This is a genomic window from Streptomyces sp. NPDC006261, assembly GCF_040613515.1.
In the GTDB taxonomy this organism is placed as follows: domain Bacteria; phylum Actinomycetota; class Actinomycetes; order Streptomycetales; family Streptomycetaceae; genus Streptomyces.
This window is the reverse complement of the sequence record NZ_JBEXSI010000033.1, coordinates 36690-57179: the sequence shown is the minus strand read 5'-3', so window position 1 is coordinate 57179 and position 20490 is coordinate 36690. Positions and strand designations below refer to the sequence as shown.

15 protein-coding genes and 3 pseudogenes are annotated in these 20490 nt (G+C 72.3%); 12 read left to right on the top strand and 6 right to left on the bottom strand.

What is annotated here, in order from left to right; translation table 11 throughout:
• Positions 1–135 precede the first annotated feature (135 nt).
• Both purB and mug read left to right on the top strand, forming a co-directional pair.
• Positions 136–1578, top strand: coding sequence for an adenylosuccinate lyase (gene purB, locus ABZ154_RS22065; protein WP_356835089.1), 1443 nt, complete (start codon positions 136–138; stop codon positions 1576–1578).
• 19 nt (positions 1579–1597) lie between these two features.
• Positions 1598–2155, top strand: coding sequence for a G/U mismatch-specific DNA glycosylase (mug, locus tag ABZ154_RS22060; protein WP_356835087.1), 558 nt, complete (start codon positions 1598–1600; stop codon positions 2153–2155).
• Between the two features lie 34 nt (positions 2156–2189).
• Here mug and ABZ154_RS22055 read toward each other — a convergent pair whose 3' ends face one another.
• Both ABZ154_RS22055 and ABZ154_RS22050 read right to left on the bottom strand, forming a co-directional pair.
• Entirely contained in the window at positions 2190–2627 is a 438-nt protein-coding gene (locus ABZ154_RS22055; RefSeq protein ID WP_356835085.1) for a hypothetical protein, read from the bottom strand.
• 49 nt (positions 2628–2676) lie between these two features.
• A pseudogene (locus ABZ154_RS22050) lies at positions 2677–2802 on the bottom strand (ABC transporter permease); the annotation flags it as partial.
• 84 nt (positions 2803–2886) lie between these two features.
• Here ABZ154_RS22050 and ABZ154_RS22045 point away from each other — a divergent pair.
• Positions 2887–3144, top strand: a pseudogene (locus ABZ154_RS22045) (helix-turn-helix transcriptional regulator); the annotation flags it as partial.
• A gap of 100 nt (positions 3145–3244) precedes the next feature.
• Positions 3245–4402, top strand: a complete 1158-nt coding sequence (locus tag ABZ154_RS22040) for an ROK family protein (RefSeq protein ID WP_356835082.1) — start codon at positions 3245–3247, stop codon at positions 4400–4402.
• 210 nt (positions 4403–4612) lie between these two features.
• Here the strand turns inward: ABZ154_RS22040 and ABZ154_RS22035 are convergent, their stop codons facing one another.
• Positions 4613–5380 (bottom strand): GntR family transcriptional regulator, encoded by a 768-nt coding sequence (locus tag ABZ154_RS22035; RefSeq protein ID WP_356835080.1) that lies wholly within the window; start codon positions 5378–5380, stop codon positions 4613–4615.
• Between the two features lie 279 nt (positions 5381–5659).
• Positions 5660–5899: a hypothetical protein gene (locus ABZ154_RS22030; RefSeq protein ID WP_356835078.1), complete on the bottom strand. Its 240-nt coding sequence runs from the start codon at positions 5897–5899 to the stop codon at positions 5660–5662.
• Positions 5900–6021: 122 nt separating this feature from the next.
• Between ABZ154_RS22030 and ABZ154_RS22025 the strand changes: the two genes are divergently transcribed.
• Positions 6022–6852: an alpha/beta fold hydrolase gene (locus ABZ154_RS22025; RefSeq protein WP_356835076.1), complete on the top strand. Its 831-nt coding sequence runs from the start codon at positions 6022–6024 to the stop codon at positions 6850–6852.
• A gap of 66 nt (positions 6853–6918) precedes the next feature.
• Here the strand turns inward: ABZ154_RS22025 and ABZ154_RS22020 are convergent.
• Positions 6919–7764 (bottom strand): annotated as a pseudogene (locus tag ABZ154_RS22020) (DMT family transporter); the annotation flags it as partial.
• A gap of 131 nt (positions 7765–7895) precedes the next feature.
• Between ABZ154_RS22020 and ABZ154_RS22015 the strand changes: the two are divergent.
• The 5 genes from ABZ154_RS22015 to ABZ154_RS21995 all read left to right on the top strand — a co-directional run bounded on the left by ABZ154_RS22015 (position 7896) and on the right by ABZ154_RS21995 (position 16829).
• Positions 7896–9290 carry a PLP-dependent aminotransferase family protein gene (locus ABZ154_RS22015; protein ID WP_356835155.1) on the top strand — a complete coding sequence of 465 codons (1395 nt, stop codon included), beginning with the start codon at positions 7896–7898 and terminating at the stop codon, positions 9288–9290.
• 160 nt (positions 9291–9450) lie between these two features.
• Entirely contained in the window at positions 9451–11043 is a 1593-nt protein-coding gene (locus tag ABZ154_RS22010; protein ID WP_356835074.1) for an alkaline phosphatase D family protein, read from the top strand.
• Between the two features lie 72 nt (positions 11044–11115).
• Positions 11116–12492, top strand: a complete 1377-nt coding sequence (locus tag ABZ154_RS22005; RefSeq protein WP_356835073.1) for an SWIM zinc finger family protein — start codon at positions 11116–11118, stop codon at positions 12490–12492.
• A complete protein-coding gene (locus ABZ154_RS22000; protein WP_356835071.1) occupies positions 12489–15251 on the top strand; it encodes a DUF6493 family protein in 2763 nt (920 codons plus the stop codon). Before ABZ154_RS22005 ends, ABZ154_RS22000 begins: the two co-directional genes overlap by 4 nt.
• Positions 15252–15374: 123 nt before the next feature.
• Entirely contained in the window at positions 15375–16829 is a 1455-nt protein-coding gene (locus ABZ154_RS21995) for a GNAT family N-acetyltransferase (protein ID WP_356835152.1), read from the top strand.
• Here the strand turns inward: ABZ154_RS21995 and ABZ154_RS21990 are convergent.
• Entirely contained in the window at positions 16711–17976 is a 1266-nt protein-coding gene (locus ABZ154_RS21990) for a PLP-dependent transferase (RefSeq protein ID WP_356835069.1), read from the bottom strand. The two genes, ABZ154_RS21995 and ABZ154_RS21990, sit on opposite strands and share 119 nt — an antisense overlap.
• Before the next feature lie 59 nt (positions 17977–18035).
• Here ABZ154_RS21990 and ABZ154_RS21985 point away from each other — a divergent pair, with 59 nt between their 5' ends.
• Together ABZ154_RS21985 and ABZ154_RS21980 are read left to right on the top strand one after the other, a co-directional pair.
• Positions 18036–18524 (top strand): Lrp/AsnC family transcriptional regulator, encoded by a 489-nt coding sequence (locus ABZ154_RS21985; protein ID WP_356835067.1) that lies wholly within the window; start codon positions 18036–18038, stop codon positions 18522–18524.
• 93 nt (positions 18525–18617) lie between these two features.
• On the top strand, positions 18618–20306 hold the full coding sequence (locus ABZ154_RS21980; RefSeq protein ID WP_356835065.1) for a DUF885 domain-containing protein: 1689 nt from the start codon (positions 18618–18620) through the stop codon (positions 20304–20306).
• Positions 20307–20490: the final 184 nt, after the last annotated feature.

The following is a 20490-nucleotide window of genomic DNA, read 5'->3' as shown; positions in this document are numbered from 1 at the left end:
TGGTCCCGAGGTCTCGTACCTCGATTCGGCCTGACTTCGACCTGCTGGTACACGCCGGAGCGCAGTAGCCCTCTGACGTGGGACGAATGGCCGGGGCGGCAGAGCATGTCTTGACCGCCAGTAGAATCTGTCCACGTGACTGCTGTGTCTGCGAAGCCTCGCATCCCCAATGTCCTGGCCGGCCGCTACGCCTCCACGGAGCTGGCCGTCCTCTGGTCCCCCGAGCAGAAGGTGAAGCTGGAACGTCAGCTGTGGCTGGCGGTGCTGCGCGCTCAGAAGGACCTCGGGATCGAGGTGCCGGATGAAGCGCTGACCGACTACGAGCGTGTGCTCGACCAGGTCGACCTCGCGTCGATCGCTGAGCGCGAGAAGATCACCCGACATGACGTGAAGGCCCGGATCGAGGAGTTCAACGCTCTCGCGGGTCATGAGCAGGTCCACAAGGGCATGACCTCCCGGGATCTGACGGAGAACGTCGAGCAGCTGCAGATCCGCCTCTCGCTGGAGCTGATGCGTGACCGCACCGTGGCCGTACTGGCCCGGCTCGGCAAGCTCGCGGCGGAGTACCGCGAGCTCGTGATCGCCGGTCGCTCGCACAATGTCGCCGCGCAGGCGACGACGCTCGGCAAGCGCTTCGCGACTGCGGCCGACGAGCTGCTGGTGGCCTACGGACGGCTGGAGGACCTCCTCTCCCGTTATCCGTTGCGCGGGATCAAGGGCCCGGTCGGTACGGCGCAGGACATGCTGGACCTCCTGGGCGGTGACGCGGACAAGCTCGCCGACCTGGAACAACGCATCGCCGGGCACCTCGGTTTCGCCGAGGCGTTCACCTCGGTCGGGCAGGTCTACCCCCGCTCCCTCGACTACGACGTGGTGACCGCTCTGGTGCAGCTCGCCGCGGCGCCCTCGTCGGTGGCGAAGACCATCCGGCTGATGGCCGGCCACGAGCTGGTGACCGAGGGCTTCAAGCCCGGCCAGGTCGGCTCGTCCGCGATGCCGCACAAGATGAACACGCGCTCCTGCGAGCGGGTCAACGGCCTGATGGTGATCCTGCGGGGTTACGCCTCGATGACCGGCGAGCTGGCGGGTGACCAGTGGAACGAGGGCGACGTGTCCTGCTCCGTGGTTCGCCGGGTGGCGCTGCCCGACGCGTTCTTCGCGTTCGACGGTCTGCTGGAAACCTTCCTGACGGTGCTGGACGAGTTCGGCGCCTTCCCCGCGGTGGTCGCTCGCGAACTGGACCGTTACCTTCCCTTCCTGGCGACGACCAAGGTCCTCATGGGCGCCGTGCGGGCCGGGGTGGGCCGCGAGGTCGCCCACGAAGCGATCAAGGAGAATGCGGTCGCCTCCGCACTGGCAATGCGGGAGCAGGGTGCCGAGCGCAACGAGCTGCTCGACAAACTGGCCGCCGACGAGCGCATCCCGCTGGACCGTGCGCAGCTTGACGCGCTGATGGCGGACAAGCTCTCGTTCACGGGTGCGGCGGGCGACCAGGTGACTGTGCTGGTGTCCCGGATCGAGGAGATCACCAAGCAGCACCCCCAGGCCGCGGCCTACGCCCCCGGCTCGATCCTCTGACCGGCACCGCCCTCACCGCATGACCCCCGAGGAGCTTCGCGCCGCCCGCGACCGCATCGTCCCCGATGTGGCCGCGGGCGGTCTGCGGGTGCTCTTCTGCGGTATCAATCCGAGCCTGATGACCGCTGCCACGGGCCATCACTTCGCCCACCCCGGCAACCGGTTCTGGCCGGTCCTCCACCGTTCGGGCTTCACACCCCGGCAGCTGCTGCCCTCGGAACAGTCCGAACTTCTGCCCCTCGGCCTCGGCATCACCAACGTGGTGGGCCGGGCAACGGCCCGGGCGGACGAGCTCGGCGCGGACGAGTTCCGGAAGGGCGGGGCGGCCCTCACCGCGAGGGTCGGGCGGCTCGCGCCGACGTGGCTCGCGGTCGTCGGCATCACCGCCTACCGCACGGCCTTCGGGGAGCCCCGCGCACGGATCGGTCGGCAGGAGCGCACGATCGGCGGTGCCCATGTGTGGGCTCTGCCCAACCCCAGCGGACTCAACGCCCATTGGACGATCGACACGATGGCCGAGGAGTACGCCCGCCTCCGCGAGGCCGTCCAGGCCTCGGCGCCGGACTCTCCCGGCTGACGCCCTCACCGACCGTCGGCCCCTTCCATCCGGATCAGGGCGGGTCGACGATGGTCACCAGCACCGTCAACTCGCAGCCCCGTCCGCGCTCTTCCAGGATCAGCCCGATCGCGACCCACCGGTCCTCGACCTGCCACAGCCGGACGAATTCGCATCCGGCCACCGGATCTGCCCAGGGGTCCGGTATCACTTCGCCCGCCAGCATCCGCTCCTGGGCGCTCCACAGGCTCATCAGCTGCGGTTCGCCCCAACGGGCGGTGAGGAGGGTGAGCAGCGCGTCGTGGTCGACCAGGCCTTGGGCCCGGTATTCCGGGCCCGCCTGTTCGTCGTCATCCCACGGTTCATGGCCGATACGCAGGAATGCCGTGTGATAGCCGGGTCCGCTGACTCCCGAGACCGACGGCGTGCGCTCCTGGGGAAAGTCCCTGGTGCACATCCCGTCGATGAGGCGGAGATGGTGTGCGGTCGTCATGACGTCAGTAAACCGTCCGGCACTGACAGCCGTTGCCCTGGCCCCGGGCTCAGGCGTCGCGCCGGCGCACCGCCCACCAGCCCGCCAGGAGCGCGTCCGCCGCCCAGGCCACCGTCACGGCCAGCCCGGACCAAGGCCCGTGACTGCCCTCCGGGTTCTGGTGGAAGAGGGAGCGGCAGAGCACCGCGGCGAGCGATATGTGCAGGGCTCCCCCGAGAAATACCGAGGAGATCGCTGCGGCACCGAACGCGATGACGGCCGCGATCTGTCCGAGGCCGGGTACAGCACGACCGAGCGGCGGGCGCCTCTGGAGAGGGCCGCGCTCACCGACCGGGAGCAGGAAGTGCTCCGGTTGGTGGCCCGGGGCCTGTCGAACGCGGAGATCGCCGCCGGGCTGACCGTCGGGGTCGAGACGGTGAAGCCCCATGTCAGTTCGATTGCCGCGAAGTTGGGTGCCCGGGACCGTACACAGGCGGTCATCGCGGCGTACGAGCCCGGTTTCGTGGCTCCGAGCTGACGCAGGTTGCGGCTCGGTACCGGCTTGCGGAGCTGCTCGCAGGCCCTGCGAGCAGCGAGTACGATCCGGCAGACATGCGCACGAGCTGGGAGGACACACCGTGAGCCGGCTGACCGGGGGAGATCCGTCGCTGCTGCGGCGGATCAATTCAGCGGTGGTACTGCACGCCCTGAGAGGGGCCGGCTCGCCGACGCTGACGGATCTGACCCGGATCACGGGTCTCTCCCGTCCGACGGTCGAAGGCGTGGTCGAGGGGCTGTTCGAGGCCGGTCTGGTGGTCGAGGCCCTGCCCGACGAGAGTGAGGCACGGCGCCAGGGACGGCCTGCCCGCCGCTTCCGGTTCCGTGCCGAGGCCGGACATCTGCTGGGCGTCGAGATCGGCCCGCACCGGGTTTCGGCTCTCCTGTCGGGGCTCGACGGCCGGGTGACCGGGGCGGGTTCCCGCACGGTCTCGGAGACGGCCGGTGCGGACGAGCGGCTCGACCAGGTGAGGGCCGTGATCGCGGACCTCCTGCGCCGCACGGGTGTGGCTAGGAGCAGTCTGCGTGCCGTCGGCGTCGGCAGCCCCGGCATCGTGGAGGCCGATGGGACCGTTCGGCTGGGCACGGCGCTGCCCGGGTGGACGGGGCTCGCGCTCGGGGAGCGACTGCGGCGTTCGTTCCGTTGTCCGGTCCTCGTCGAGAACGATGCCAATGCCGCCGCCGTCGCCGAGCACTGGAAGGGCGCGGCCACCGAGTCCGACGACATCGTGTTCGTTCTGGCGGGGCTGAGCCCGGGGGCCGGTTCGCTGATCGGCGGGCGTCTGCACCGGGGGTTCGGCGGGGCGGCCGGGGAGATCGGCGCTCTGCACCTGCTGGGCAGGGACGTGACTCCGGAGCATCTGCTGTCGACCACGGGCACCCCGCTGGAGCCGCTGGACGAACAGGCGGTGGCGGTGGTGTTCGCCAAGGCACGGCAGGGTGACTCGGAGGCGCAGGCGGCCGTCGAGCGGTTCCTCCAGCGGCTCGTGCACGATGTGGCGGCCCTGGCGCTGGCGCTCGACCCGGAGCTGGTGGTGGTCGGGGGCTGGGCCGCCGGCCTGGACGGGGTGCTGGAGCCGCTGCGCGAGGAGCTGGCCCGCTACTGTCTGCGCCCGCCACGGGTGACGTTGTCGTTGCTCGGCGAGGCCGCGGTCGCGACGGGGGCCCTGCGGCTGGCGCTGGACCACGTCGAGGAGCAGTTGTTCGCCGTGGAGGGCGCGGTGACGGCCCGCCGCTGATCGCGGACGGGCCGGGCGACGTGCATGGGCCGGGTGACGTGCATGGGGGGGGTGGGCCGGGCCAACGCGGGGTGACCGCGGACGGGGCGGGAGACGCGCCGATGGCGGCCCGGCCGGTTTCCCGGCGGGCCGCCATCAGGTGGCGCTGTTCACGGAGGGCCCGGAGCCTTCCGGGCTGCGGCGGCCCGCAGGCCCCCGGCGCGCGAGGCCTCAGGAAGCCTGGCGCTCCTGCTGCTCGTCGTGGCTGATCTCCAGTGCGCCGGAGTCCCCGAAGGTGAGCCGGCAGGTGTCCGCCCGGTAGGTGGCGATGGACACGGCGGCCGTACCGCCCGCGGCGAAGTACCGGGTGGTGACGACGAGGACGGGTGCGCCGGGGAGCCGGTCGAGCTCCTTGGCGTCGTCCGCGCGAGCCGATCCGAGCTCGACGGAACGGTCCTGCCCCTCCAGGCCCAGCCGGTGCAGCTCGCGCAGCACGGCTCGGGCGCGCACGGTGCCGGACGGTGCGTCGATCGCGGAGAGGTCGGGCACCGAGGCGGCGGGCACGTAGAGAAGCTCGGCCGCCACCGCCTGGCCGTGGGTGTCGCGGATGCGGCGCACCACGTGCACGGGCTCGGTACCGGTGCCGAGCATCGCGGCCACGGCGCTCGGGGCCGCCTCGCTCGCGCAGTCGACGGGCTGCCACGCCTCGCCGGCCACACCACCCGTCCATTCGTGCTGGGCGGTGGAGACGGCGACACCCACGCGCGGCGGGGCGACCGTCGTACCGACACCTCGGCGGCGCTGCAGTCTGCCTTCGAGTTCGAGCTGCTCCAGAGCCTGCCGGAGCGTGGCACGCGCGACGCCGAACCGTGCCGCGAGGTCCCGCTCGTTGGGCAGGATCTCACCCACCGCAAAATCCGAGTCGAGTGCCTCACTGAGCACGGTCTTGAGGTGCCAGTACTTCGGCTCCTGCACCGATTCCAGCTGCGTGGTCCCCACCAAGTCCTCCGCAATCGCCCAGCGACTTTTCCGCGACGCTATTTATTAAAGGTTCCTGTCTTAAGGTGACCTTAGGATGGCGCACCCCCTTGGTCAAGACCAATCCTTATTCCGTAACGGAACGAAACGGGACTTTGGCGCAGAGCGTTCACAAGACGTTCGCGGTGCCGTGAGCCGCACGCAGCATGAAGCCCCACCACCGGGCCGGTGGCGGGGCTTCTGCGGGTCAGCCGCGGAGGAGGATCGTCCGGATTCCTCTTGGCCGGAAAGCTCGGCCGGCTACACGGCGGACAGACCGGCGAGTTTGTACGGATCGCGAACGATATAGACAGATTGCATGGCACCGTCCCGGACCTCGATCCGGCAAAAGGAGTCCGGCTTTCCTCCGACAAAGCACGCCACAGCGGGTCCGCCGTTGTACTCCGCGACGCGCACGTCCCAGTCCGGCCCCACCCCCCGGCCGACCGCGGCGAGGAACCGGCCGACCTTGTCGACTTCGGTGGCGGGGCCGGCTGTCACCGGTCCGCCCCAGCCGACACGCCGGATGGTGTCCAGCGGGAATCGCCGGAGCCCTTGAACTCCAAGCTACCGGACGGTAATTGTTGTTGACGCGATGTCTACCCACTCCAGGGAGCAGCTCCATGACCACCACGGTCTCCTTCACCGTCGATTCGGCGCACGGCCCCCGTCCCGTCTCGGTGGAGTACGAACGGACCGGTGCGGGAGAGCCGCTGGTCCTGCTCCACGGCATCGGCCACCATCACCAGGCCTGGGATCCGGTGACGCGGATCCTGGCCGCCGAGCGTGAGGTGATAGCCCTCGACCTGCCCGGCTTCGGCGCGTCTCCCGGCCTGCCGGACGGAGTTCCGTACACGCTGGAGGCGGTCACCCCGGTCCTCGGGGCCCTCTTCGAGGCGCTGGGTCTCGACCGCCCGCATGTGGCCGGCAACTCCCTCGGCGGCCTGTTCGCCCTGGAGCTGGGGCGCAGGGAGCTGGTCCGCTCGGTGACCGCCCTGTCACCCGCGGGTTTCTGGAACGAGCCGGAGCGCCGCTACGCCTTCACGACCCTGCGGGCGATGCGCCGCGCCGCGCTGGCCCTCCCGGAGCCCGCGATCGAGCGGCTCTCCGTCAGCGCGGCCGGCCGTACGGTGCTGACCAGCACCATCTACGCCCGGCCCGGCAGGCGGTCACCCGAGGCCGTCGTCGCCGAGACGCTGGCCCTGCGGGGAGCGACCGGCTTCCACCAGACGCTGGCCGCCGGTGGGGGCGTCTCCTTCACCGACGACGTGTTGGGCATCCCCGTCACCATCGCCTGGGGCACCCGCGACCGCATCCTGCTCCGGAGGCAGGGGATCCGCGCCAAGCACGTGATCCCGGAGGCCAGGCTCGTGCGCCTGCCCGCCTGCGGGCACGTCCCGATGAACGACGACCCTGCCCTGGTGGCCCGCGTCATCCTCGACACCAGCCGCTGAGGGGGCGTCACGCCGCCGGGTGACGGCCTCGCGGCGCCCCAGGAGACCTGAGCCGAGCGCCACCCCGGCGCCGACCAGCAAGCTCCCGGCGCCCTGCGCCGGGCCGTACGTCCCGGCTCCGACGAGCGGCGCCGTCAGCGCGGCGGAGACCGGGATGAGGCCGGAGAAGAGGGTGGCGCGTTCGGCCCCGATGCGTTGCAGGCCGATGTACCAGCAGACGAAGCCGATCACGGTCACGACGACGGCCTGCCACAGCAGGGCCGTCGTCTCAGCCGATGTGGGCACCCGCAGGAACGCGACACCGTCCATCACCAGGCCGAGCAGCACGGACTGCACGGCGGCGACGGCACACACCGTCGCCGCGAGCAGCTTCGGGCCGAGGGACCGCAGCACCGGTACGGCCAGGACCGCGAAGCCGACCTCGCCCGCGAGGGCGCCCACCGACCAGCAGACGCCCGCCAGGTCGGTGCGCCCCCAGCCCTGGACCGTGAACGCTCCGGCGGCGACGAGCCCGGCGGCGTACAAGGTGGTACGGGAGGGGCGGCGGCTCTCCAGAAGGGGGGCCAGTACGCCGACGACGATGGGCGCGCAGCCGACGAGGACGCCCGGAACGGCTGGCTCCGCGGTCCGTTCCGCCGCCAGGATGGCCAGGTTGAAGCCGACCATGCCGACCGCGGCCAGCAGGCCGAGCCGCGTCCAGTGGCGCCCGGTGAGGCTCCGGAGCGGGACGGCCACGGGGTCGGGGCCCCGCCGCAGCAGAGCGGCCAGCAGCAGGGCGGCCAGGCCGTAGCGGAGCGCCTGGCCGCCCGCGTACGGGTAGTCGCCGAGGACGCTGTTGGCGGTGAAGGAGGCCCCCACCAGCACACAGGCGAAGGCCGCCAGAAGGGCCCCGCGCAGAGAGTTCGCGTTCATGACGGTGACGCTAGGTTCGGGATCGGACCGGTTTAAGGTCCACTTCCATGACGTCTTCGAGGACCAATTCGACCGGTGGAGGCGGCCGCGGTGGATCCGGCGGCCTCGATTCCACCTCGCCGGCCTGGGAGTTGCTGCTGCCCGCCGCTGCCGCGCCGGCGCGCGGACGGGGGCGCGCGCTCCGGTCCGCCCTGCGCGAGGCCGTCCGCTCGGGCCGCCTGGTCGCGGGTACGAGGCTGCCGTCCAGCCGGGAACTCGCCGCAGATCTCGGGGTGTCGCGCGGGCTGGTCACGGAGGCGTACGAGCAGCTGACCGCCGAGAGCTACCTGCGCAGCGGACAGGGCGCGGGGACCTGGGTGAGCGACGGAGTTCGCGCGGCAGCGCATTCCGTACGCGATCTGGCGCCGCGCGCGCCGGGCGCGCGGGTGGACTTCCGGCCGGGTGTGCCCGACCTCTCGCTCTTCCCGCGTGCCGCGTGGGCCGCCACCCAGCGGACGGTGCTCGGACGGCTGCCGCACAGTGCGCTGGGTTACCCCGATCCGCGGGGGCTGCCGGAGCTGCGGGAGGCGCTGGCCGGACTGCTGGCCCGGCGACGCGGGGTGGTGGCCGATCCCGAGCGGCTGGTGGTCTGCTCGGGGGTGGCACAGGCGACGACGCTGATCGGCTTCGTACTCCGAGAGCAGGGCCTGGCCTCCGTCGGGGTGGAGGACCCGGGGAGTCCGGAGCACGCCTCGCTGTTCGCGGCGACGGGCCTGAGCGCGACGCCCCTGCCTCTCGACACGGAGGGGGTCGCACTGGGACCGCTGCGGCGCTCCGGCGTGCGCGCCATGGTGACCACTCCGGCGCACCAGTTCCCGACCGGAATCGCGTACTCCGCCGAGCGCCGCCGTGCGTTGCTCGACTGGGCGCGCGAGGCGGACGCCGTGATCATGGAGGACGACTACGACGGGGATTTCCGCTACGACAGGGCTCCGGTGGGGGCGTTGCAGGGGCTCGACCCGGAGCGTGTCGTGTACACCGGGTCGGTGAGCAAGTCGCTGGCTCCGGGTCTGCGGCTGGGCTGGCTGATCGCTCCCGCCGCGCTGACCGGCCGGGTCGTCGCCCGCAAGCGGACCATGGACCTGGGAAACCCCGCCATCGACCAGGCGGTGCTGGCCGACTTCATCGTGCGCGGCGCCTACGACCGGCAGCTGCGCCGCTGTCAGCGTGCCTACCGGGAGCGCCGCGACGCCTTGGTGGCCGCGCTCGACGAGCACTTTCCCGGCACGGTGGTCAGCGGTATCGCGGCAGGCCTGCACATCATCGCGCGGCTGCCCGAACAGTACGGCCCCGAGGCCGCGTTCCTGAGCCGCGCGGACCGGGCGGGCGTCGCGCTGCGGCCACTGAGCGACTGCGGGGACGCCGGGCCCGAGGACGGCACGGTGGCGCTCGTACTCGGCTACGCCCATCTGGGGGCGGGTGAGGTCTCCCGGGGCGTCGGGATGCTCGCGGCCGCGCAGGGGCCGGGCGCGGGTGCTCGTGCCTGACGGCACCTTGGACCGGCTCCGTTCACCCGGCGTTGGGACAGCGGCCGCCGCGGCCCACTAGGCATGGGGGCGGAGACCGGCTCCGGCCCGACGGAGCGCTGCGGCCGCCCCGGCCCGGTGTCCGCCCGCCCGTTCCGTCCGCCGTCCTGGAGGCGCTTCGATGCCGCACCGTCCGCACATCCCCTCGCCCGGCCGCCGTACCGTTCTGCGGGGCTCCCTGCTCGTCCCGACTGCGGCCGTCCTGCCCGTGGCCGCCGCCGCGGCTCCCGCCCTGGCACTGGCGGGGCGGCCGGAGGCCGCGTGGGGGGTGCAGGTGGGGAGCGTCACCGCCTCATCGGCGCTGGTGTGGGTGCGGTCGGACCGGCCCGCCCGGATGCTGGTGGAGACCGCGGCGACGGAGTCCTTCCGCCGGGCCCGGAGCTGGTACGGGCCGCTGATCGGCCCTGGATCGGACTTCACCGGCACCACTCCCCTGTACGGCCTTCCGGCGGGCGAGCAGGTGCACTACCGCGTCACGCTGGCCGACCCGGGCGATCCGCGCCGTACGGGCAGACCGGCGTACGGAACGTTCCGTACCGCTCCGGCCCGCCGTGGGGACGGGGCGCGCTTCCTGTGGTCCGGGGACATCGCGGGGCAGGGATGGGGCATCAACCCGGACATCGGCGGCTACCGGGTGTACGAGGAGATGCGCCGCCTCGACCCGGACTTCTTCCTGTGCAGCGGCGACACCGTCTATGCGGACGGGCCGCTCCAGCCGAGCGTGACGCTGCCCGACGGCAGGGTGTGGCGCAACGTCATGACCGAGGAGAAGGCCAAGGTCGCCGAGACACTGGACGAGTACCGGGGGAACTTCCGCTACAACCTGCTCGACCGCAACGTCCGGCGCTTCAACGCGCAGGTGCCCTCCGTCGTCCAGTGGGACGACCACGAGGTGCGCAACAACTGGTACCCGGGCCAGATCCTCGACGACGCGCGCTACACCGAGAAGAACGTCGACATGCTCGCGGCCCGCTCCGCGCGCGCCTTCCACGAGTACTTTCCCGTGTCGGCGCCGAACAGCGCGTACGGCACCTCCTCGCGGCGCTCCCGCATGTACCGGGTCGTCCACCACGGGCCGCTGCTGGATGTCTTCGTCCTCGACATGCGGTCGCACCGCAACCGCAACTCACCGGGCCGCCAGGCCGACGACACGACCGGCATCCTCGGTGCCGAGCAGCTGCGCTGGCTCAAACGCTCCCTCGCCGAGTCCCGCGCGGTGTGGAAGGTGATCGCGGCCGACATGCCGCTCGGCCTGGTGGTGCCGGACGGGGCGACGGACTTCGAGGCGGTGGCGCAGGGTGATCCGGGCGTTCCGCTCGGCCGGGAGCTGCAGATCGCGGAGTTGCTGCGGTTCATCAAGCACCACAAGGTCACCGGCACCCTGTGGCTCACGGCGGATGTGCACTACACGTCGGCGCAGCACTACGCCCCTGAGCGCGCGGCGTTCAAGGATTTCGCACCGTTCTGGGAGTTCGTCTCGGGCCCGCTGGCCGCAGGGGGATTTCCGGCCAATGCCCTGGACGGCACGTTCGGACCCGACCGTGTCTTCGTCCGGGCGCCGGACCGGGCCAATGTGTCGCCGATGGAGTCGCCGCAGTTCTTCGGTGAGGTCGAGATCGACGGCGGCAGCGCGGAGCTGACGGTGCGTCTGCGGGCGGAGGGAGGCGGGGTGCTGTTCACCAAGGTGCTGCGGCCGGGCCGCGTCGGCCAGTGAGGGAGCGCCTGCGACCTGCGGGGACGGCTGTGCCAGGGTCCGTTGTCAGTGGTGGGTCCTACCGTTTCTTCCATGACCCGATCCGTTCAGGCCTTGGCCTACGCACGCCCCTCCGCCCTGGAGTCCTCGCAGGTGGGGGCCACCCTCGGCCTGGAGACCGCGGGCGCTCTCACCCCGCGCGGGGCGGAGGCGCATCCGCGGTTCTTCGCCGGATTCCTCTCCTCTCCGCGCATCGCCGCCCGGGGGCTGCTGGCGGTGGCCGACGTGGCCGCCGCCCGTTACTACCAGCGTGCCCTGCCCGCCTCCCTCGATCCGGTGGTGACGGGGAACGGAGACCGGCTGCGCTTTGAGTCGTTCTCCGGCTGTTGCGGGGTGTACGCGCGCCTCGATGTGCTGCAGGAGGGCCTGGAGGGGCAGCGCGCGGGGCACGGCACGACCAATGTGGACGTGAACAATCCGCTGCGAGAGGCCCTTTCCCGGATAACGGCGGACGACCCGCTGCATCTGCGGGTGGGCCCCGAGGAGTTGGCGGTCACCACGCTGGACGGCCCGGTGGTGGAGAAGAAGGTGCCGCTGCCGGACCGGTGGCTGAGAGGGTTCGCCGAGGCGCAGGTGGCCTCGGCCGGGTTCGATCTGCGGGCCGAGCTGTCGGCGGCGCAGGCGGTGGCGTTCCTGCGCTCCCTGCCGCGCGGCTCGGGCAACGCGGCCCGGGGCGCTCAGTGGGTGGTGGCCTCAGGCTCCGCTCTGCGGCCGACGACCCGGCCGGTGCCGGGCGCGGTGTGCCTGCCGGGGCCCGAGCGGCTGGTGGCGTTGCAGCGGGTGCTACGTCATGCGACGGCTCTGCGGGTGTACGGGCCTCCGGTCCCCGACGGTGCGCCGGCGGCAAGCGCCTGGGAGGTGGTCCTGCCGGGGATGCGGCTCACGCTGACGCTGTCGCCGGATTCCTCGCGCGGGTTCTCGGGCGAGGGCGGCGTCCTGGAGGCGCTCGCCACCGATGAGGCGGCGGCCGACGCCGAGCTGGTCTCCGTCCTGCTCGCCTGGGAGCCGACGATCGAGCCGGCTTCCCTGGCCGAGCAGTCGGGGCTGGGTGTCGAGCGGGTACGGACCGCGCTCACCCGGCTCGGCACGGCGGGCCGGGTGGGCTACGACCTGGCGGACGCGGCCTACTTCCACCGCGAACTGCCCTACGACTCCGACCGGGCGGAACGCCACAACCCGCGTCTGGTGGCCGCCCGCGAGCTGGCCGGCACGGAGGCGGTGTCGCTGGACGGCGCGCTGGCGTACGTGACCTCCGGCGACCGGCGCTACCAGGTGCGCGAGAGCGACGGAACGCTCACCTGCACCTGCCAGTGGTGGGCGGACTACCGGGGAAAGCGGGGCCCGTGCAAACACGCCCTGGCCGTGACGATGGTCCGGCGCGGCGCGACGGTCGCCGGAGGTGTGCGATGACCGACCTGCTCACCGCGGTACGCGCGGGACAGCACCGCGAGGTTCCGGCGCTGGTGCTCCGGCTGGACCGGGCCGGGCGCAGAGCGGCACTGGCCGAGGTGAAGGAGCTGCGCAAGGAGGCCCGGGGCTGGGAGTGGCAGCGGCAGGACAAGATCCGCAAGGCGCTCCTGGTGGCCGGGGCCGGCTGTCACACCGGGGCGGCGGGCTGTGCCGCCTGGATCGGCGGCCGCGACCTGCGCAGCTGGTCGCGGTCCCCGTACCCGCTGATCCTCGTGGCGCTGGGCGACCGCGATCCGGCCTGGCTCGGCGATCTCGCCGACCGGCTGGCGGCGAAGTCGCTCAACTCCGAGGCGGAGTACACCTTCATCAGCGAGCTGGTACGGATGGCGGGGTGCCCGATCCCGACGACGGACAGTCTCGTCGAGGGCTGGTCCGAGCGGATCAGTACGGGGCGGTGGCGCGGCAGTTCCGGGCGGGTGCCGCTGGTCGGCGTCCTGCGCTCCGACCCGCACGTCGCCGTGCTCGCACCCCGGCTCTTCGAGATGCAGGAGCTTCCTTCGCAGGTCGGCTGGTACGACACGCCGGATTCGACCGACCACTGGCCGGCCGCGCTCTGCGCGCTCGCCGAGGAGGGGGTGCTCGACCGGTCGCAGCTGGTCGAGCGGTGTGTGACGCGCCTGGTGCGCGGCGGCAAGACCGGTGACCAGCGCTTCTTCCTCAAGGTGCTCCAGCAGCTGAGCATCACGGGGGACGAGGAGCAGGCCCACCTCCGCGACTGGATGGGGATGGCGGCGGACGGCATCTCGGTGGTGGCCTCCCAAGCCCAGGACGTGCTCGCGCGGCTGGACGCACGGGCCGAGCTGTCCACCGGAGATCTCGCCGAGATGTCGGGCGCGGTCCTCTTCCGCCGGGAGAAGAAGCTGGTGCGGGGCCAGTTGATCCTGCTGGGGAAGGTGCTGAGCCGGGAGCCCTCGACTGCGGGTGAGCTGCTACCGGTGGTCGCCGAGGCGTTCGGGAACGAGGACGTCGCCCTCCAGGAGCGGGCGCTCAAGCTGATCGCGCGCCATCTTCCGGCCGACGATGCGGCGCTGCGGGAGGAGCTGTCCTTCGCCGCCGCGCAGCTGGGCCCGCTGCACCGGGAGGCGGTCACCGCCCTGTTCGGGACGGTGGGCGGGGAGGCGTCGGCGGCGGGCCGCCCGTACGAGGAGCTGCTGCCGCCCGTGCCGGTCCTGTCCCGGCTCGACCCGGCGCCGGGGAGCGTGGCGGAGCTCGTCGAGGAGGTGGCGGCCCAGCTGAAGTCCCGTTCCTGGCAGGGCTCCACCCCGGGAGCCCTGGCCGCTGCGTCCGGGACCTCCGCTTTCGAGCGCACGCTGGACGGGCTCGTCCGCGTTGCGCGCACCAAGCGGGCCGAGCTGACGGAGGCGCTGCGGGAGGCCCTGGCCGGGACGTGGTTCATCGAGCGCGGATTCGAGCGGCAGCCCGAGCCGGCGTATCTGACGCCGGGCGACGCGCTGGCCCTCGTAGTGGGCTCGCTCCTCGGCCGGGTCCCGTACCAGGCCGTCGTCGAGGGGAAGAGCCGGTGGACCGGCACCGGGACGTGTGCCCATGCGGCACTGAACGGGGTGCTGCTCGCCCGGGCGTGGGAGGCGGCCGGTGATGTGGCGACCGACCGGGTCCCCTTCCTGCTCGCCACCCCTACCTGGCATACCGGTTCGCTGGACGCGGCGGAGCTGGTCGAGCGGCTGCGGACCTATCAGCGTCTCGGCGTCGCCCCGGGTCCGGCCGACTTCTCCCAGGCCCTGCTGCGCGTGTGCAGGAACGGCGCGTCGGTGGCCGCCGAGGCCGCCGCGTCCCTCTCCACGCCGGAAGGGGACCGGCTGGCCGCCTGGATACGGGCCGACGAGCCTGTGGCTCCCGTCCTGCGGCACGGTCTCACCAGCCACCGGCCCTCGGCCGACAACTGGTGGCAGCGGTCCGCGTCGGGTGTACGGCACGTACTGCTCGCCACCAAGGAACGGCTGGTGATCCAGCAGGAGTTCCCGCGATCCTTCCACTGGCTGGGCCGACCGCACGTGCCCAACGCCCGGGAGTGCTACCACTGGGGCGCCGAGCAGTGCCCGCACTGGGCCGCCACGCTGCCCGAGGACGGCGAGACCCTGGCCGCGTGGCTGATGCCGGATCTGCTGCGCACCGCCGACGACGGGCCCAGGGGCGGTGCCTGGTTCCTCCCGCCGCTCGTGGAGACGGGAGGCGAGGCCGGTGTCGCGGTGCACCTCGCCCTGGCCTACGGGCTGGGTGCACGGCACCCCGAGGACCGGATGTCCGCCGTGGACGCGTTCCTCATGCTGGCCGCTCAGGGACGGCTGGACACCGCGCTGCTCGGGCGTGAGCTGGGGGTCCTCGTCGACCACGACATGGTCAAGGTCAGCCGACTGGCCGACGCCGCCCGGACGGCGGCCGCCACCGGTGCCTACCGGACCGTGCTGGGCGTGCTCGCCGGGGCGCTGCCGACCCTGCTGGCGTACGAGAAGACGCCCCGGGGGATCGGGGACCTGCTGGCCGTGGCAGCGGAGTGCGCCGAGCGCTGCGGTCCGGAAGGCATCGAGCACCGCGGTCCGGAGGGGATCGAGCCGATCGCCGGGCTGGCCGCGACGGCCGGGCGCAAGGGGTCCTCGCAGACCGTCCGCCAGGCCGCCCGCTTGCAAACGGCCATCGTCAGGCTCCGCGGTCAGGGGCCGAGTGATCACCAGCCACGGTGATCGCAGGAAACAGAAGGTGGCCGGAAAAACGATGATAGGGGATCAGATTGACACTTAACCCATCAGTCACAAGGTGTTCGTGATCAGGCAACACCAGTCATCCACAGTGAGGATATGACTGATGTGACGTCTTCGAAGACCGCCCGCCGTCCGCACCACTGGCGGCGTGACCTGATCGAGCTGGCCGCCCTGTTCACCGCGGTCGCCGTGGCCGACGCGATCGCCGATCTGATCGGACACCAGCCCGACGGGGCCTACCTGCTCATGGCGTCGGCCGTGGCCCTGGTGGCCACGGCGACGTTTCACACCTGGTGGGCGCGCCGGCACAGCAACGCTCCTCCGCCGGAGGAACCGGGCGCGCCCGGTCCGACGCGGGACGAGGTCACCGGCTCGATGGACGGGTCCGGAGCCGAGGCCGGGTCGGGGACCGGGGAGACGGTCCTGTGGCGGATGCGGACGACCGTGCGCGACGCCCCGGGCAGTCTGGCCGCGCTGTGCCTGGTGCTCGCCCGGCTCCGTATCGACATCCTGACGCTGCAGACCCACCCGCTGGCGGACGGGACGGTCGACGAGTTCTTGCTGAGGGCGCCCGCCTCGCTCCCGGCGCAGGAGCTGACCCGGCAGATGTCGGGCGCGGGCGGCACCTCTACCTGGATCGAACGGGCGGACACCCACGATCTGGTCGACACCCCGACCCGGGTGCTCTCTCTCGCCACCCGCACGGCGCTCGATGCGGCGGAACTCCCCCTCGCCCTACGCCAGTTGCTCGGACGCTGCACCATCCACTCGCTGCCCGCCGTCTCCATCACCGGCCGCCCGACCGGGGAGAGCGCGCCGGTCGAAGGCGTGCTGGAGGAGACGGTGATGCGCCTGCGCGACCCGTCCGGCGGCGTCATCTCCGTCGAACGGCCCTACCTGCCCTTCACCCCGACCGAGTTCGCCCGGGCCCGCGCCCTGGTGGAGCTGGACGCCCGGCTCGGCCCGCGGGTGCCCCGAAGCGAGGACATCCTCACGCTGCCCGAGGGCAATGAGATCACCGTGCGCCGCGCTGACCGCAGCGATCTCGCCGCCGCCCGCGCCATGCACGACCGGTGCTCCCCGGACACCCTGGGCCTGCGCTACCACGGGCCCGTCAAAGACGCGGACCGCTACCTGGACCACCTGCTGAGCCCGCGGTTCGGCCGCACGCTGGCCGCCCAGACCACCTCCGGCAAGCTGGTGGCCCTCGGCCACCTCCTCTGGGACGGCGACGAGACCGAGGTGGCCCTCCTCGTCGAGGACGACTGGCAGCGCCGGGGCATCGGCTCGGAGCTGCTCGGCCGTCTGGTGCAGCTCGCCGAGGAGGCGGGCTGCGACAGCGTGTACGCCGTCACCCAGTCCCGTAACACCGGCATGGTCGCGGCGATGCGCGCCCTGGAGCTGCCCCTCGACTACCAGATCGAGGAAGGCACCCTGGTCATCACCGCGCGGCTGACGCGTGCGACGGAGCTGACGCGTGGGACGGACGAGCGGACGCCTCAGCCGACGGACGCGCGGACGACTCAGCGGTTTGAGCCCGCGGAACGGGCCCGTCGCTGAGCGCCTGGCACAGGTCGGCCCAGAGATCCTCGACGTCCTCGAGCCCGACCGACATGCGCAGCAGCCGGTCACCGACGCCCGACGCCTGCCGGTCCCCCTCGTCCACGATGCGGTGACTGATGGAGGCCGGATGCTGGATGAGCGAGTCCACACTGCCCAGGCTGACGGCGGGCGTGATGAGCCGCACGCCGGCGATCACGGCGTGCGGGTCCCCGTACACCTCGAAGGAGACCATCGCCCCGCCGATCTCCGGGTAGTGCACCCGGGCGATCCGGGGGTCGGCGGTCAGTCTGCGCGAGAGCTCGGCGGCGCTCGCCGAGGCGGCCCGTACGCGTACCGGCAGCGTGGACAGTCCCCGCAGGAGCAGGTAGCCGGCCAGCGGGTGCAGCACTCCGCCGGTGGCGAACCGCACCTGGCGCAGCCGGGCGGCGAACTCCTCGTCGCAGGCCACGACTCCGCCCATCACATCGCCGTGCCCGCCGAGGTACTTGGTGGCGCTGTGCAGGACGAACCGGGCGCCGTGTTCGACGGGCCGCTGGAGCACGGGGGTGGCGAAGGTGTTGTCGACCAGGAGCGGCACGGATCCGCAGGAGTGGGCGACGGCCCGGATGTCGATCTCGGCCAGGGTGGGGTTGGCCGGGGTCTCGACCATGACCAGACCCGTGTCCGCGCGGATCGCGTCGGCGATGCCGGCCGGGTCGGTCCACGTCACCTCGGTGCCCAGCAGCCCGGCACCCAGCAGGTGGTCGCTGCAGCCGTAGAGCGGCCGGACCGCGACGACATGCCGCAGCCCCATGCTCGCGCGGGCCAGCAGGACCGCCGTGAGAGCCGCCATGCCGCTGGCGAACGCGACAGCGCTGTCGGTCCCCTCCAGCCGCGCGAGCGCCGTTTCGAAGCGGGCGGTGGTCGGGTTGTCGAGCCGTGCGTAGACGGGCGGGCCGTCCGGCCGGGCGCCCGTGGTGGCGAAGGCGTCGATCCGCTCGGCCTCGCCGCGCGAGTCGTAGGAGGGGTAGGTGGTGGACAGGTCGAGCGGAGGGGCGTGCAGGCCGAGGGAGGCGAGATCGTCGCGTCCGGCGTGCACGGCTTCGGTGGCCAGCGCCCTGGACGGGGTGGGGGCAGGGGGCGTCATCGAGACTTCGTTGTCCATGACAACACTCTGAACAGTTACCGGCTCGTACTGGCGAGAGACCGTGTTACGTTCGCCGCATGGCCGATTCTGTCGCTCTGGATCCGGTGGATCTACACATTCTGCGACTCCTGCAGAACGATGCGCGGACCACGTACCGCGAGCTCGCCGCGGAGGTGGGGGTCGCCCCCTCGACCTGCCTGGACCGGGTGAGCCGGCTGCGCCGCTCCGGGGTCATCCTCGGCGATCAGCTGCGGCTGGATCCGGCGAAGCTCGGCCGGGGGCTCCAGGCGCTGCTTCTGGTGCAGGTCCGGCCGCACCGCCGCGAGCTCATCGGCCCGTTCGTCGACCGGGTCCGGGCCCTGCCGGAGTCCCGCGCGCTCTTCCATCTCACCGGCCCCGACGACTATCTGGTCCAGGTGGCGGTGGCCGATGCGGCGGATCTCCAGCGGCTGGTCCTGGACGAGTTCACCTCGCGTCGGGAGGTGGCACGGGTGGACACCCGGCTGATCTTCCAGCAGTGGGACTGCGGCCCGCTGCTGCCGCCCGGCGAGCCGGTCCGCCCGTGACCGCCGGTGAACCGGTCCGCCCGTGATCGTCTTTCGGACGGACGCCGTCAAACGGTGGTGACGGGGAGGGGCCCGCCGTTGGAGGATGTCCGCATGTCAGACACTTCGAGCAGCGCGCTGCCCCGTCAGGTCGCCGACGCCTACGTCGACGCAGTCATCGAACTCGACCCCATCACGGGCACCTATCTGGGTGTCCCGGAAAGCTCGCGCCGCCTGCCCGATTTCTCACCGGCCGGTCAGGCCGCGGTCGCCGACCTCATCCGCGCCACACTGCTGAAGCTGGACGACGCGGAGCGGCTGCCGGGAGCCGACAGCGATGAGGAACGCCGCTGCGGGCGGCTCCTGCGGGAGCGGCTGACGGCGGAACTCGCCGTGCACGACGCGGAGGAGGGGCTGCGGACCGTCTCCAACCTGCACTCGCCCGCGCACAGCCTCATCGGGGTCTTCACGGTCACCCCCACCGCCACGGAGGAGGACTGGGCGGCGGTCGCGGAACGGCTGCGCGCGGTCCCGGCCGCGGTCGAGGGGTACCGGGCCTCGCTCGGGCTGGGTCTTGAGCGCAAGCTGTACGCCGGGCCCCGCGCGACCGCCACCTTCATCGGACAGCTCACCGAGTGGAGCGGAGGCGGTGAGAGCACGGCGTTCTTCGCGGACTTCATCGCCCCCGCACCGGAGGCCCCGCGTCCGGAGCTGACCGAGGCCGCCCAGCTCGCGACCGCCGCTTTCGCCTCCCTGCGGGACTGGATGCGTGACGTCTACGCCCCGGCGGTGGAGGGGGCACCCGACACGGTGGGCCGGGAGCGCTACGCCCGCTGGACGCGCCAGTTCAACGGGACGGACCTCGATCTCGACGAGGCGTACACATACGGGTGGTCCGAGTACCACCGCCTGCTGGCCGAGATGAAGACCGAGGCCGCGAAGATCCTTCCGGGCGCGGGTCCCTGGGAGGCGCTCGCCCACCTCGATGTGCACGGCAAGCACATCGAAGGGGTCGAGGAGGTCCGGGAGTGGCTCCAGGGCCTGATGGACGAGGCGATCGAGGCGCTGGACGGCACGCACTTCGAACTGGCCGAGCGGGTACGGAAGGTGGAGTCCCGCATCGCCCCGCCCGGCGGCGCCGCGGCCCCGTACTACACGGGCCCCTCCGAGGACTTCTCGCGCCCCGGGCGCACCTGGCTGCCCACCATGGGCGAGACCCGCTTCCCCGTGTACGACCTGGTCTCGACCTGGTACCACGAGGGCGTTCCCGGCCACCACCTGCAGATCGCGCAGTGGAAGCACGTCGCCGACAGCCTCTCCCGCTATCAGACATCGCTCGGCCAGGTCAGCGCCAACGCCGAGGGGTGGGCGCTGTACGCGGAGCGGCTGATGGACGAGCTGGGATTCCTGCCCGACGCGGAACGGCGCCTGGGCTATCTCGACGCGCAGATGATGCGGGCCTGCCGGGTGATCGTGGACATCGGCATGCACCTGGAGCTGGAGATTCCGGCCGACTCGCCCTTCCACCCGGGCGAGCGCTGGACGCCGGACCTGGCGCAGGAGTTCTTCGGCAGCCACAGCGGGCGGCCGGCCGACTTCGTGGAGAGCGAGCTGACCCGCTACCTGTCGATGCCGGGCCAGGCCATCGGCTACAAGCTGGGCGAGCGGGCATGGCTGCTCGGCCGGGAGAACGCCCGCGCGGCACACGGGGACGCGTTCGACCTCAAGGCCTGGCACATGGCGGCGCTCTCCCAGGGGTCGCTCGGCCTGGACGATCTGGTGGACGAGCTGTCCAGGCTCTGACCTGACCCGCCCGTCGGCCGGGAACCGTTCCTGGAGCGGGTCCCGGCCGGTGGTGGAGCCCGACGAACGCCTCAGCAGCCGCGGTCGGCGTCGTCGGCCGGGCCGTGAGCTGGTCGGCGGCGCGCCGCTCGCCGCCCTGCCAGGTCTCGAAGGCGAAGCCCTCGCGCGCCCAGTATGCCGTGAC